This is a genomic window from Tsuneonella sp. CC-YZS046 (assembly GCF_035581365.1).
In the GTDB taxonomy this organism is placed as follows: domain Bacteria; phylum Pseudomonadota; class Alphaproteobacteria; order Sphingomonadales; family Sphingomonadaceae; genus JAWKXU01.
Genome location: NZ_CP141590.1, coordinates 2,762,248 through 2,775,913 on the forward strand (window position 1 = coordinate 2,762,248; position 13,666 = coordinate 2,775,913).

Consider the following 13,666-nt stretch of genomic DNA (forward strand, 5'->3'; position numbering starts at 1 on the left):
GGATGGCCGGGACGGGGTGAGCCTGGCGGTTTGAGAGAGAGGGTCCGCCGGCTTCGACCCTTCCGCCTCTCCCGGAGCATCCTCGATGACCTTCAACCGTTCCACGGCGCTCGCCGCCGTGCCGTCCGGCGCCGCGCGTCAATTCGCCGACACCGCCGAGAAGCTGCTTGCCGCCGCGCAGCTCATCCTGCCCCACCTCGAAAACGGCCGTCCCGTCGATGCGCCCGCGTTGCGCTGCGCGATGGAAACAGCGTTCGGCGGGTCCGACGCCGAAGGGCTGTGGGATTGGAAGATGGCCTATGACGCCTGCGAGGCCGCGCAGATCCTGTTTCTGCGTAAATACGCCAATACGCTGTTCCGCAAATACGCCGATCCGCACGCCCGGCTTGCGCTGATCGAGAAGATCGCGGGGCTGATGCCGACCCACACCCGGCGCTCGGAAACCTCGCAGGCGCTCCAGCAATTCTCGACACCCGCGGGCCTCGCCTATGTCGCCGGCGTCGCCGCTGGCTTCCAGCCCGGCGAGCGGATGCTCGAACCCTCGGCGGGCACCGGCCTGCTCGCGATCCAGGCCGAGATCTCAGGCGCGCGCCTGATGCTGAACGAGCTGGCCGAAACCCGCGCCGCGCTGCTTGACCTGCTATTCCCGCAGGTCAGCGTCACCGCGCACGACGCCGCCCATATTCACGACTATCTCGATCCGGCCGCCGTGCCGGACGTGGTGGTGATGAACCCGCCCTTCTCGGCGATCGCCCATGTCGAGGCGCGCATGAAGGATGCGGCGCTACGTCATATCGGCTCGGCGCTGGCGCGCTTGCGGCCCGGCGGTCGTCTCGTGGTGATTACCGGCGCTTCCTGCGCGCCTGACAATCCCGCCTTCACCGATGCGTTTGTCGCGCTCCAGGAACGCGGCCGCGTCCTGTTCTCGGCGGCGATCGATGGACGGGTCTATCGCAAGCACGGCACCACGATCGACACGCGGCTCACCGTGATCGACCGGACGCCCGCCGACGACCCGCTCCGGTTCCCCGATGCGCCCGGCGTTGCGCCCGACACGGCGACGCTGCTCGGCTGGGTGCTTGCCCAAGTGCCACCGCGCACGCCCGCGCCCGATGCGCCGCCGCCAAGTACGCCGCTTGCCGTGCAGGCTATCGCCGCCCGTCCGGTGCGCCGCGCAGCTGCCGCCCGGCCTGTCGCGCCGACGCCCGTAACCGAGGGCGTCGAGCTGGCCTATACGCCCTGCGCCGAAGCTGTGCCGGGTCACGGCCATCTGACCGATGCAATCTACGAGCCCTATGCGCTCCAGTCGATCCGCATCCCCGGCGCCAGGCCGCATCCGACCCCGCTTGTCCAGTCGGCGTCGATGGCCTCGGTGCCGCCGCCAGCGCCGAGCTATCGGCCCTCGCTGCCGGCGCATCTGGTCGATGACGGCATCCTCTCCGACGCCCAGCTCGAATCCATCATCCTCGCGGGCGAAGCGCATGGCGAGCATCTCGCGGGCGCCTGGACGGTCGACAAGACATGGGACGTCATTTCCGCCGCACCGGACAATGCCGAAGCCGCCGTGCGCTTCCGGCGCGGCTGGATGCTTGGCGACGGCACCGGCGCGGGCAAGGGCCGTCAGGTCGCGGGCATCATCCTCGACAACTGGCTGAAAGGACGCCGCCGCGCAGTCTGGGTGAGTCGCTCTGAGACCCTGCACCAGGATGCGATGCGTGACTGGGAGGCGCTCGGTCAGGAGCGTCTTCTGGTGACGCCGCTGTCCCGGTTCCGTCAGGGCAAGCCGATCACGCTCGACGAGGGCGTGCTGTTTACGACCTACGCCACGCTACGCTCGCAGGATCGCGGTGAGAAGGCGAGCCGCGTTCAGCAAATCGTCGACTGGCTCGGGACGGACTTCGACGGCGTGATCGTGTTCGACGAATCCCACGCGATGGCCAATGCCGCCGGGGGCAAGAGCGACCGCGGCGATCAGGCCCCGTCGCAGCAGGGCCGTGCGGGGCTGCGGCTCCAGCACGCGCTGCCCGATGCACGCATCGTCTATGTCTCGGCGACCGGCGCGACCACTGTGCAGAACCTCGCCTATGCCCAGCGCCTGGGTCTCTGGGGCGGCGAGGATTTCCCGTTCGCCACGCGCGGCGAGTTCATCGGCGCGGTCGAAAATGGTGGGGTCGCTGCAATGGAGGTTCTGGCCCGCGATATGAAGGCACTGGGGCTCTATTCGGCGCGGTCGCTCTCCTTCGACGGAGTCGAGTATGAGATGCTCGAGCACGCGCTGACCCCGGCCCAGATCGAGATCTACGACGCCTATGCCGGGGCATTCCAGATCATCCATAACAATCTCGACGCCGCGATGCGGGCGGCGGGCAGCAACCTCAACAGCCAGGCGAAGTCGGCCGCGCGCAGCGCCTTTGAGTCAGCAAAACAGAGGTTCTTCAATCATCTGATCACAGCGATGCAGACTCCGGCGATGATCGCCAGCATCGAGCGCGATCTGGAAGCCGGGCACGCGGCGATCATCCAGATCGTCTCGACCGGCGAGGCCCTGCAGGAACGCCGCCTTGCCGATATCCCGACCGAGGAATGGGATGATGTGCGCGTGGATGTGACACCCCGCGAATATGTTCTCTCGTACCTCGAACACAGCTTCCCGGTACAGCTCTATGAGCCGTTCAGCGACAGCGAGGGCAATCTGTCGTCCCGGCCCGTCACCGACAAGGACGGCAATCCGGTCGAATCGCGCGAGGCCATCGAACGGCGGGATAGGATGATCGAGCGGCTCGCCTCTCTGGCGCCGGTGCCGGCCGCGCTGGATCAGGTGCTCCACCATTTCGGGACGGATGTCGTCGCCGAGGTGACGGGCCGGTCGCGGCGCATCGTCAAGCGGCGCGGATCGGACGGGATCGACCGTTTCGTCGTCGAAAGCCGGCCGGGGTCGGCCAATATCGGCGAGACCGACGCCTTCCAGGCCGATGCAAAGCGCGTGTTGATCTTCTCGGACGCGGGCGGCACCGGGCGCAGCTATCATGCCGATCTCGGCGCGCGGAATCAGCGTCTGCGCGTCCATTATCTGCTCGAAGCGGGCTGGAAGGCCGACAATGCGATCCAGGGCTTCGGCCGGTCGAACCGCACCAACCAGAAACAGCCGCCCCTGTTCAGGCCGGTGACGACCAATGTGAAGGCGCAGAAGCGGTTCATCTCGACCATCGCGCGGCGGCTCGATTCTCTCGGCGCCATCACCCGCGGGCAGCGCCAGACCGGGGGCCAGGGGCTGTTCCGGCCCGAGGACAATCTGGAATCCTGGTATGCGCGCGACGCGCTGCGCCAGCTCTACCGGCTGATTTTCAGCGGAAAGGTCGAGGGCTGTTCGCTCGCCGAGTTCGAAGCCGCGACCGGCCTGACGCTCGGCGACGAGGGTGGGCTGCGGGACGAATTGCCCCCGATCACCACCTTCCTCAACCGGATGCTGGCGCTCACCATCGACCTCCAGAACATCCTGTTCACCCGGTTCGAGGATCTGCTGACCGCCCGCATCGAGGGCGCAATCGCATCGGGCACATATGAGCTGGGACTGGAGACGCTCCAGGCCGAGAGCTTCAAGATCGTCGATCGCGTCACCATCTACACCCATCCGGGCACGAGAGCGGAGACGCGATTGCTGACCATCGAACGCAAGGACCGCAACCGGCCGGTGACGCTGGACGAAGCGTTCGACCATCTGCGCGATCGGCGCGCCAGGCTGCTGGTCAACGCGCAGTCGGGCCGCGCCGCCGTGCAGATTCCGACGCGCGGGCTGCAACTGGACGACGGGAGCGTGGAAGCGCGCATCCGGCTCGTCCGGCCGATGGAATCGACGCCGATGCCGCTTGCCGCCATGGCGGAAACCCAGTGGCGCGAAGCCGAGCGAGGCGAGTTCGAGCGGGCATGGCAGGCGGAGCTTGCCGATGTGCCGGAGTTTGCGACCAGCACCATGCACATCGTCGCCGGGCTTCTGCTGCCGATCTGGAAGCGACTGCCGCAAGAGTCCACCCGCGTCTATCGGCTCCAGACCGATGATGGCGAGCGGATCGTCGGGCGCCGCGTGTCGCCTGCCTGGGCGGCGACCGCCACCGCGAACGACAATGGCCCGGTGCTCGCAGCCGACGCCGCGTTCACGGCGCTGATGGATGGTCAGGCCATCCTCGAGCTGACGGAAGGGCTTCAGCTTCGCCGGGCGCGCGTCATGGGCGTGAACCGCATCGAACTGGACGGCTTCACCGACACGATGCGCGACAGGTTGAAGGCGATGGGGCTGATCTCGGAGATCATCTCCTGGAAGCTGCGGCTGTTCGTCCCGACCGGAAGCGATGGCCCGACCGTGCTCGCCCGGCTGCTGGAACGGTATCCGCTTCAGCGGGTCGGCGAGCGCCATGCGGCGTGACGGAGGACTGTGAGATGAAAAACTCCGCCACCGACATCGCGCTGCGTCTCGCCGACAATGCCGAGAGCGTCTGTCGCCGCTACCTGTCGAAAGGGCATCGCGAAGGCCGCTACTGGCTCGTGGGCGATGCCCGCAACACGCCCGGCCGCAGCCTCTATGTCCGCCTGGTCGCCTCTCCTGACGGAGGGGCGGCCGGAAAATGGACCGATGCGGCGACCGGCGACCATGGTGATCTGCTCGACATCATCACCATCGCGGGAGGCCATGCGCGGCTGCGCGATACGCTGGAAGAGGCCCGGCGCTTCCTCAGCCTGCCGCAGCCATCGCCTCGGCATGAGGGCGCCGGATCGCGGCGGGAACCCAAAGCGCCGTCCGGCACGCCGGAGGCGGCGCAGCGTCTGGCCGCAGCGTCGCTCCCCGTTCACGGCACTCTTGCCGCGGACTATCTCGCCGGGCGAAGCATCGGACCGCTCCAAGCGGGTGATCCGCTCCGCTTCCATCCGCGCTGCTACTATCGACCATCCCGGAAAGATCGCCCGGGCACGCGTCGGGCCTGGCCGGCGATGATCGCTGTCGTCACCAATCTGGCTGGCGCGATCACGGGCGTGCATCGCACCTGGCTCGATCCCACGACGATCGATAAAGCGCCGGTCGCCTATCCACGCCGCGCCATGGGCCATCTGCTCGGCCACGGCGTTCGCTTCGGGCGCGCTGGTCCGGTGATGGTCGCTGGCGAAGGCATCGAGACGATCCTGTCGCTCCGCACGATCATGCCCGCATTGCCGGCAATCGCCGGATTGTCGGGCGCCCACCTTGCAGCCATCCGGTTCCCGCCGGATCTTCGGCGCCTCTATATCGCCCGCGACGAGGATTCCACCGGAGCAGCCGCCGAAAGCCTGTTGACCCGCAGGGCTGTCGAGGCCGGGATCGAGGCTATCCCGCTGGCGCCGATGCTCGACGATTTCAATTCGGACCTGCACGGCCTGGGGGCGGATCGGCTGCGGGCGCATCTGGCCCCTCAACTGCGGGACGAAGATGCCGAGCATCACCTTCTCCTGTCCGGCTGAAGGCCGGGAAGCGGGAGTTCGGCATTGTCGTCACCGGCGAAGCTGTGTCGCACCATAGGCGCCATTTTCGCTGAAGAGGCCGCCCCCACGCCTTCATAGAGGGCGACAGGAGCAGCAGGCGTCCAGCGAGCACAACGGACGACGGGGCTATTTTCCGCCGCGGCCGCGAGCGGCCGCTTTGCATCGCGAAGCAAAATAGCCCCGTCTGTCCGTCCTCCGCTTTGCTTCGGCCGCCATCGCGCGCCCGAAAGGGGCGCGCGCACGCTTGGCGCTTGGCGGTGTGCGCGCTGCCCGGCCCGCTGCCTTCCGTCGCCATGAAGGCCGCGAAGGTCGCGGCTCCCAGACGAAGGCGACACCCCATGAACGACAGCAACGACATTCCCGCTGACGAACCCGAACACGCCGAATCCCAGACGGCCTATCTGCTCCAGGAGATGCAGCTCTATGGCTACCGCCCCTTCGAGGATGAGCCGGATCAGCGGCCGCTACCCGAAACCCGCCTCGTCGACGGCGCAGTGGCCGATATGTTCGATGGCATCGTTTCGGCCCTGATTGACACGCGCATCGAACCCGACCTCGAGGATATCCTCTGGGGACTGGTCAACGTCTTTCACAACGGCATCCAGCGGGTCGAACGCGAACTGGACGACAATGAGGTCGCGCAGAAGCGGATGCAGCGCGAACAGGACGGCTCGGAGGTCAAGTCGGTCGAGCTGGAGCGGACGATCGCCGAAGGCGTGACGATGATCGAGCGCCGTGACACCTTCGAATATCTGCGCGACGCCGCCGCCGACCAGTACCGCACCTTCACCAAGAAGCCCTGGCTTCCCCGGTCCGGCTCGAAGGTCAATCGCAAGGCGCTGACCTCGGCGGTCATTGCCAGCAAGGACTTCATCAACGACCGCAAATGGTCCGACAAGCAGGTGCTTATGCCGAAAGGCGTCCGTATCGCGGTCTCATCCGGTCCGGCGTTCAACGATACGCGGCTGATCTGGTCGACGCTCGACAAGATCCGGGCCAGGTTCCCCGACATGGTTCTGATCCATGGCGCTACCGAAAGCGGCGGCGAGCATATCTCGGTCCTCTGGGCCGACCAACGCGGCGTGCCGAGCGTCCCCATCAAGCCCGACTGGAAACTCGGCAAGGCCGCGCCGTTCAAGCGTAATGACGAGATGCTGGCCGCCATGCCCAAGGGGCTGGTGGTGTTTCCGGGCACCGGCATCCAGTCGAACATCCGTGACAAGGCCAAAACGCTCGGCATCAAGGTCTGGGATTTCCGTCATCTGGGCGGCGCGTAAGCGCCGCCCATCGGCCACGTTCGACAGCAATCCGTGTCAACCAATCATTGACACGGACTTTCGTGTCGCCTATCTGTTGACACGTGGAAATTGATAGCATCAGGCACAAGGCGCTGCGACGACTGGTCGAAAAAGGCAGCGCCAGGGGCGTGATCGAGGCGGAACGCGTCATTGATATGATCGCCTTCCTGGTTTCGTCATCCAGCCTGGATGAACTCTCTGTTCCACCAAACTTCGGTTTCCATCCCCTGACAGGGGACCGCAAAGGCAGCTACGCCATGACGGTGACGAAGAATTGGCGGCTGACATTTACGATGGTGGACGACTCCACGATCGCGGATCTTGATTTGGAGGATTATCACTGATGGCTATCAAAGTTCATCCTTCGATCCATGTTCATCCCGGCCCCTGGCTCAAGCGCCAGATGGTCGAGCCGCATGGTATCAATGTGAAGGAGCTGGCGCAGCACTTCGGTGTCTCGCGGCAGAATCTGAGTAATGTCCTGAACGGGCACACCGGCCTGACTGCCGATATGGCGATCCGCTTCGAGAAGGCATTTGGCCTGAAAGCCGATACGCTCATGCGGATGCAGGGCGCCTATGATCTCGCCCAGGCACGGGGCCATGAGGACGAGATCAAGGTGTCAGCATTATCGAAGGCGGCTTGAAACGCGATGTTCGAAGCTCCCAATGCCGCGCGGCTCAAGATATCCATCAACGGGATTGAACCCGAAATCTGGCGCCGCATCATCGTGCCGGGCGCGTGGAACCTCGAACAGCTTCACCTGGCGATCCAGGCCGCGTTCAATTGGTGGAACTATCATCTCCACGAGTTTGAGATAGGCGGACTGCGCTATGGCGATGCCGCTCTTGCCGAGGATGGCTCGGTCGAGGGGGATGCGCGAGTCTTCGACGAACGCGCGGTGCGGATAAGGGATTTCCAGGGCGCCGGGATTGTCTTCAGCTATCTGTACGACTTCGGCGACAATTGGCGGCATCAGGTCGAAATCGAGGAAATGGTCTTTCTCGATACGCCCCCAACCCACGCAACCTGCATCGATGGCGCACGCGCTCGGCCGCCCGAGGATGTCGGCGGCATTTCAGGATATGAGCAATTTCTAGAGGTGCTGGCAGACCCGAAAGACCCCGAATACAGAGAAACCAAGCGGTGGTGCGGCGGATATTTCGACCCTGAGTGGTTCGATATTGCGATTGCCGACAAAGATGTTCGCGGCGCTTTGAAGCCGAATGTGAAGCGGCGTCTTCACCAGCCCAAGCCCAAGGCAACGCGACCTTCATCCACAGGTCGCTGACCGATCCCTTGAGCGCGGCCAAATTGCAGACAAGGCCGATCGCGCCGCTTGGGCCGCCTCTGTTCCATTCAGAAATGGATATGGTCTGTCATAGCTTCTCGGCCATTCCCGTTCGCTCCAGGGCAGCTTACCCCGTTCGATCGATGCGCTCGGCGCCTTATCGCAGGCGGCGCGCGCGCCGGCTGGCTCGTTAGTCCCACCTTGCTCCGGAAGCTGCCGGAAGCGTCGGCTTTCCCGTGGCGCGCCGGAACGACTACCAGCCATTGAACGGATTTGATCGCAAGTCGGTGGTTTGACGGTGAACCAGGTCAGCGCGAAGTCGCTCGCCGGATATCCGGGGCCTTTGGCCAGTGCCGAAAGCAGGTGTGTTTGTTTCCTGTAGGGCTGCAAGCCGGTTCGCTCCCGTTCGCGAGCCAGCCTTGTCGCTGTTCTATTCGCATCGATCTCCGTCCTGCCTCGACCGAGGGGGCGGTCCCTTCCGACTGGCGAATCCCTAAGTCCGTTCCGTTTCCGCCAGCAACCCCGGCGGCGCCGGACCGAGTTGCCGCTGCGCGGCTGCCCGCACCACTCCCGCGCCTATGGGGTCAGGCCGCCGCCTGAAGGCGGCGATGCGGACGGCACCGGACGGCCTTTGATCGGGCTTCGTCGGAGGGACGGTCCCTCGGACTTGAAGCAACGGAGCAATATCATGCAGAACATCGTCATTCTCGCCGGCAATCTCGGCGCAGACCCGGAAAGCCGCACCACCCAGGGCGGCACCAACATCACCACCATTCGCCTCGCCACCTCGCGTCCCCGCTACAAAGACGGAAAGATCGTCCGCGATGAACAGGGTCGCCGGGTCCAGGACACCGAGTGGCATCGCATCACCTGCTTCAACGGCCTCGGCAAGACGGTACAGGAGCATTGCACGTCGGGGATGAAGCTTCTGGTCCGGGGCCGCATCCATTACACCCAGTGGACCGACCAGCAGGGCAACGACCGCTATGGCTGCGAGATCATCGCCGAAACGGTTGACTTCCTGAGCCGCGGCAAGCCCGCGCAGAAGGATGAAGGTTACACCGGGAACTACAACGACCTCGATGACGACATTCCGTTCTGATCGGGACGGAGCGGCCCGGCGGAGCAATCCGCCGGGCCTCTTTATTTGCCGACGCCCGGAACCAGCCGCCCCGGATCGCCCCCGCGGAAAACCGACCTTGCGTGTCGGTCTGCGTCCAGATGCATGACACGTCCGCCATACCCTGACCATCGCTGCCTGGACCGAAGCGAGACCGGGAAGGATGAGGCAGTGTCCACCCAGCCGGACCCGGTTTGAACGAACCTCCGGCGGTTCCAATTCCTCGCAGGTGCCACCGCCGCTCTCATTGGCTCTGATCCTTGGTCAGACCCATGGCTTCGCCATCAACCCATAAAGGGTCCGCTACGCGCAGCGTGCGGCCTTCGGGCTGCGCCCGTGCGGTGATTGCAGCCATGCGCCCGACACTTCGGGAGCCTGTCGAGCGGGGATGGTCCCCGCGACGAAAGACAGGAGCCCGCAATGTCCAAGTCGCTCAACACCGTATCCGCCTATGCCTGGAGCCTCGCGCGCAGCCTCATGGTCAATATCATCGTATTCCGAACCGAAGGCGGCCTGTTCAGCGCGATGCCGGCCAGCGAATGGGACGGCGATTCGGCAAGCATCGTTCTTGAGTTCGATCCCTTTGCCCGGTGAGACGGACGCGGGGCCGCTCGTCGGCCCCGCGTTCCTTGAATGCGTAGTGGCGGATTTCCGCAGATACGCCGTTACGTAGATACGATTCCCTAGTATATTAGGTGGCCATGGGTTAGGCAGAGCGGCGACGTCCCCCGCATGAGCTTGCGGGAGATCGTCGCCACCAACTTGCGTCACATGCGTCATGCCAAAGGCTTGTCGCAGGAGGAACTTGCGGATCGTGCAGGGATCAACCGCAACTATGTTGGAATGCTGGAGCGCGAAGAACACGCGGCGACCGTCGATATGCTCGAACGGATCGCGACGATCCTCGACATTGACCCGATGGAATTCTTCCGCAAGTCGAGCTGATCTTCATCCGTTATTGTCGGGACGACCGGTGCGCAGGGTGTTCCACGACCCGCGTCTCCTTTGCGGAAGGTTCTGGCAGTGGGCGCGATTTGCGGGCCGCGCGCGAGGCGCTTATCCCATCGGTCGCATAACCGGGCTCCGTGTTCGGGACAATCGCAACGCCTCCTGGGCGCCAGGTGTCGCGCAATGACCATTCCTGCATTTGACGACGCGCCTCCGCAGACAAGACGGGTGAACCCCTATGACGAACGGCATTTCGTTACCTATCTGCGCCTGCTCGAAGCGGATGCCGAGGGCGCGCACTGGCATGAGATTGTCCGCGTCATATTTGGCCTTGATCCGGCAACAGATCCCGAGCGCGCCTGGGGCATCTACGAAACTCACCTCGCTCGCGCCAGGTGGATGACCGAAGTCGGATATCGTCATTTGCTCGAAGGGCGCCCCCGGTAGAGCCGTCGCGACCGCCGACCGGGGTTCGCTGCGCCGTGCGCGCAGGTTCGCCCGCAAGGCGTTGAATTCATGCGCTCGGGCGGTTCTTCTGGCGTGGGTGAGCGCAGGCAAGCTCGCTCTCCTGACCCCGAATGCGGGATACAGGGAGAGGTGCGATGCCAACTGCCAGCGATTGGCGGTCGCAAGCGATCGCCGGGGCAACCGCCAATTTCGATTACGCGGACTTTGCGCAGGAGTTCCTGCGGCACAACAAGAATTACCGCCGTGACTATGATCGGATGACATCGACGAGCGCGGACGGTGCACATCGGGAGGAGACCCTCAGCGCGGACTTCGTCCGGCGCTGGGGGTTGGTGTTTCCCCATCGACCCTTATGTGTCGGCCGCAGCCGCGCCCGCGCTATGGCGACCCGACGTCGCGCCAGGCACAGTCGTGCTGGCGCCTCCGCCCCAGGGTTGTGCCGCCGCGCCTGCGTTTGATCCGGCCGATCTCGGCCCGATCCTCGCCGATCACACGGACCAGAGCGGTCGCCATCTCGTTATCGACGATCCCGGTGGACGCCTGCGCCTGTGGCTGTCTGATCCCGCTATGCGCGCAGGCACGGTCATCGCTCTCACTCCCGACCGGGACTATCCATTGCGCCGGGCCGTCGCCGACCGCTTCCGGCGCCGACTTCAGGGCGCGCCGCGCGGCAAACAATCCGCCGCTTTCCGGCCAACGGAATTTCAGCGCCTGCGCCTGAGTTTCCTGCTGCACCTGTTGGGTCTCCTCGCGGCTGGTCTGAGCACCCGCGAGCTGGCCGACGCCGCGGTTTATCCCGGCCTGGAACTGCATGGTTCCAACTGGCGCGCGGCCAATGAACGCCGGCAGGTTCAACGACTGCGCGACGAGGCCATTCGGCTCAGCGAGACCGGATATCTCGATCTGCTCCGGAGCCGGTGACGCTCTACGCCGGTGCGACATTTCCCGCAGGCTGATTTTGCCCTCTCTCCCGGCATAGGCGGCATACGCCAGCCTTGTCTCCAGTACCACGCGCCTTGCCCTCGTGGCCCGCGCTTCGACGGAGACCGATCATGCAGCCTGACGCCCCAGACACTGCGCCGCGCTTTCTGCGAACCCCCGATGCTGCGAAGCGTCTCGGGCTGTCGCCGCGCACCCTGGAAAAGCATCGCTGCTTCGGAACCGGCCCCATCTACCACAAGCTCGGCGGACGCATCGTCTACACGGTTGCCGACATCGACGATTGGGCGGCGGCCGGGATGCGGCGCTCGACATCCGATCCGGGACCTGGCCTGGCCACGACAAGGCGGCACGCCAGCGGGACGCGCGGGCGATAATCCATGTCGCTAAGCAAAGCTCCCGCCCGGCAGCTCGACCTGTTCCGCCCGGCCGGCGGTGATGTCGCACCGCGCGATGCCCAGGATCTGATGAGCTGGCCCTTCTTCTCGCTCGCCAAGAGCAAGCGGGTCGCACCGATCGAGTTTCGCATGGGCGAGGTCACGATTCAGGTCGAGGCGACGCCCGAACATGGCATGGCCACCATATGGGATGCTGATATTCTCATCTGGGCCGCGAGCCAGATCGTCGAGGCGCACGACGCCGGCCTGCCGACCTCTCGCCTGATCGCCGCCACGCCCTATGACATCCTGACCTTTACACGGCGCGGAACCGGCAAAGCCAGCTATGAGCGGCTGCGCGCCGGGCTCGACCGGCTTCAGTCGACCACGATTGCCACCAGCATCCGTCAAACCACCCAGCGGCGGCGCCATCGCTTCTCCTGGATCAACGAATGGCGCGAGCGTCTCGACGGGAAGGGCCGCGCGCTCGGCATCGAGATGATCGTTCCCGACTGGTTCTATGCCGGGGTGCTGGATCACGCGCTCGTCCTTACCATCGACCGCGCCTATTTCAGCCTGACCGGCGGGCTGGAGCGCTGGCTCTATCGCATCTGCCGCAAGCATGGCGGACGGCAGGAACATGGGTGGAGCTTCGACGTCGCTCACCTCCACCTGAAGTCGGGCGTCCTCTCGCCGCTCAAGCGGTTCAGCTTCGAACTGCGCGATATCGTCCGCCGCCAACCCCTGCCCGGATACCGGCTGACCCTCACCTTCGAACTCGGCCGTCACCGGCTGAACATCACTCCGCTCCCCATCGATCCGCTCGACGCCGCCATGCGGCGGATGGGCTACCCGCCTGTGGATAAGTTGCCATGAGACACGGACTATCAGGAACCGCGACTATCGGACGATCGGGAACCCGATCCTCGGACTATCAGGAACCAAAACCACCTATAACGCAATGGAATCATTACACGATTCCGCCCCTTAACATTGCTAACTCTGAATCCTTCGGATTCATGCTAACGGGCTGCGCCCCTGTGGACGAAGCGCGATGATCGTCGCGTTCCTCAATCAGAAGGGCGGCGTCGGCAAGACGACCCTCGCGCTCCACCTGGCTGGCCAGTGGGCCATCACCGGCAAGCGCGTGCTCCTGATCGATGCCGATCCGCAGGGTTCGGCGCTGGACTGGGCCCAGGAGCGCGCGTCGCAAGGCTTGCCGCGACTGTTCAGCGTCGTCGGTCTCGCACGCGACACGCTGCACCACGAGGCGCCGGAGCTGGCGCGCAGCGTCGACCATGTGGTGATCGACGGGCCGCCCCGTGTCGCGGGATTGCTCCGCTCGGCTCTGCTCGCCGCCGATCTCGTCCTCCTGCCGGTGCAGCCATCGCCGCTTGACGGATGGGCTTCGGCCGAGATGCTGACGCTGCTCGATCAGGCCCGCATCTTCAAACCCGCGATCGCGGCGCGGTTCATTCTCAACCGCTATCCTGCGCGCACGCTGATCGGACGCGCCACTGCCGACAATCTTGCTGACCATGATCCGCCTCTGCTGCCGGCCCATGTCGGCCAGCGGGTGATCTTCGCAGATGCGCTGCGAACCGGGCGGCTCGCATCCGAAATGGACTCGGGCAGCATCGCCGCGCGCGAAATCTCCGAATTAGCGCAGCAGGTCGAGAGCTTGCTGCCATGAGCGGTCCGGGCAAATCGTCTCGGC

Annotated in this window: 15 protein-coding genes; all 15 read left to right on the plus strand. The window is 65.1% G+C overall.

Features of this window, described 5'->3' with window-relative positions; genetic code table 11:
- The first annotated feature begins 85 nt into the window (after positions 1 to 85).
- The 15 genes from U8326_RS13615 (at position 86) to parA (ending at position 13,642) form a co-directional block, all read left to right on the plus strand.
- Positions 86 to 4,420, plus strand: a complete 4,335-nt coding sequence (locus tag U8326_RS13615) for a strawberry notch-like NTP hydrolase domain-containing protein (protein WP_324740928.1) — start codon at positions 86 to 88, stop codon at positions 4,418 to 4,420.
- Between the two features lie 14 nt (positions 4,421 to 4,434).
- A complete protein-coding gene (locus tag U8326_RS13620) occupies positions 4,435 to 5,487 on the plus strand; it encodes a DUF7146 domain-containing protein (RefSeq protein ID WP_324740929.1) in 1,053 nt (350 codons plus the stop codon).
- A gap of 359 nt (positions 5,488 to 5,846) precedes the next feature.
- The gene (locus U8326_RS13625) at positions 5,847 to 6,785 is read left to right on the plus strand and encodes a DUF2493 domain-containing protein (RefSeq protein ID WP_039577860.1); all 939 of its coding nucleotides are present in this window, start codon (positions 5,847 to 5,849) and stop codon (positions 6,783 to 6,785) included.
- A gap of 83 nt (positions 6,786 to 6,868) precedes the next feature.
- Positions 6,869 to 7,150 (plus strand): type II toxin-antitoxin system RelE/ParE family toxin, encoded by a 282-nt coding sequence (locus tag U8326_RS13630; protein WP_039577863.1) that lies wholly within the window; start codon positions 6,869 to 6,871, stop codon positions 7,148 to 7,150.
- Entirely contained in the window at positions 7,150 to 7,452 is a 303-nt protein-coding gene (locus U8326_RS13635; protein ID WP_039577865.1) for a HigA family addiction module antitoxin, read from the plus strand. Before U8326_RS13630 ends, U8326_RS13635 begins: the two co-directional genes overlap by 1 nt.
- 6 nt (positions 7,453 to 7,458) lie before the next feature.
- Complete coding sequence (locus U8326_RS13640; RefSeq protein ID WP_039577866.1) at positions 7,459 to 8,097, plus strand: plasmid pRiA4b ORF-3 family protein; 639 nt, start codon at positions 7,459 to 7,461, stop codon at positions 8,095 to 8,097.
- Between the two features lie 688 nt (positions 8,098 to 8,785).
- Entirely contained in the window at positions 8,786 to 9,199 is a 414-nt protein-coding gene (locus tag U8326_RS13645; RefSeq protein WP_039581728.1) for a single-stranded DNA-binding protein, read from the plus strand.
- A gap of 438 nt (positions 9,200 to 9,637) precedes the next feature.
- The gene (locus U8326_RS13650; protein WP_167702736.1) at positions 9,638 to 9,811 is read left to right on the plus strand and encodes a hypothetical protein; all 174 of its coding nucleotides are present in this window, start codon (positions 9,638 to 9,640) and stop codon (positions 9,809 to 9,811) included.
- Positions 9,812 to 9,949: 138 nt separating this feature from the next.
- On the plus strand, positions 9,950 to 10,162 hold the full coding sequence (locus U8326_RS13655) for a helix-turn-helix domain-containing protein (protein ID WP_039577869.1): 213 nt from the start codon (positions 9,950 to 9,952) through the stop codon (positions 10,160 to 10,162).
- A 186-nt stretch (positions 10,163 to 10,348) separates the two neighbouring features.
- Positions 10,349 to 10,612: a DNA -binding domain-containing protein gene (locus tag U8326_RS13660; RefSeq protein WP_047822310.1), complete on the plus strand. Its 264-nt coding sequence runs from the start codon at positions 10,349 to 10,351 to the stop codon at positions 10,610 to 10,612.
- A gap of 155 nt (positions 10,613 to 10,767) precedes the next feature.
- Positions 10,768 to 11,091 carry a transcriptional regulator domain-containing protein gene (locus tag U8326_RS13665; RefSeq protein WP_221403499.1) on the plus strand — a complete coding sequence of 108 codons (324 nt, stop codon included), beginning with the start codon at positions 10,768 to 10,770 and terminating at the stop codon, positions 11,089 to 11,091.
- Positions 11,045 to 11,554 carry a DNA -binding domain-containing protein gene (locus U8326_RS16445; protein WP_047824283.1) on the plus strand — a complete coding sequence of 170 codons (510 nt, stop codon included), beginning with the start codon at positions 11,045 to 11,047 and terminating at the stop codon, positions 11,552 to 11,554. Before U8326_RS13665 ends, U8326_RS16445 begins: the two co-directional genes overlap by 47 nt.
- 131 nt (positions 11,555 to 11,685) lie before the next feature.
- On the plus strand, positions 11,686 to 11,949 hold the full coding sequence (locus U8326_RS13675; RefSeq protein ID WP_047822308.1) for a helix-turn-helix transcriptional regulator: 264 nt from the start codon (positions 11,686 to 11,688) through the stop codon (positions 11,947 to 11,949).
- A 3-nt stretch (positions 11,950 to 11,952) separates the two neighbouring features.
- A complete protein-coding gene (locus U8326_RS13680) occupies positions 11,953 to 12,825 on the plus strand; it encodes a replication initiator protein A (RefSeq protein ID WP_047822306.1) in 873 nt (290 codons plus the stop codon).
- A 178-nt stretch (positions 12,826 to 13,003) separates the two neighbouring features.
- Positions 13,004 to 13,642, plus strand: a complete 639-nt coding sequence (parA, locus tag U8326_RS13685; protein WP_047822304.1) for a ParA family partition ATPase — start codon at positions 13,004 to 13,006, stop codon at positions 13,640 to 13,642.
- Positions 13,643 to 13,666 lie beyond the last annotated feature (24 nt).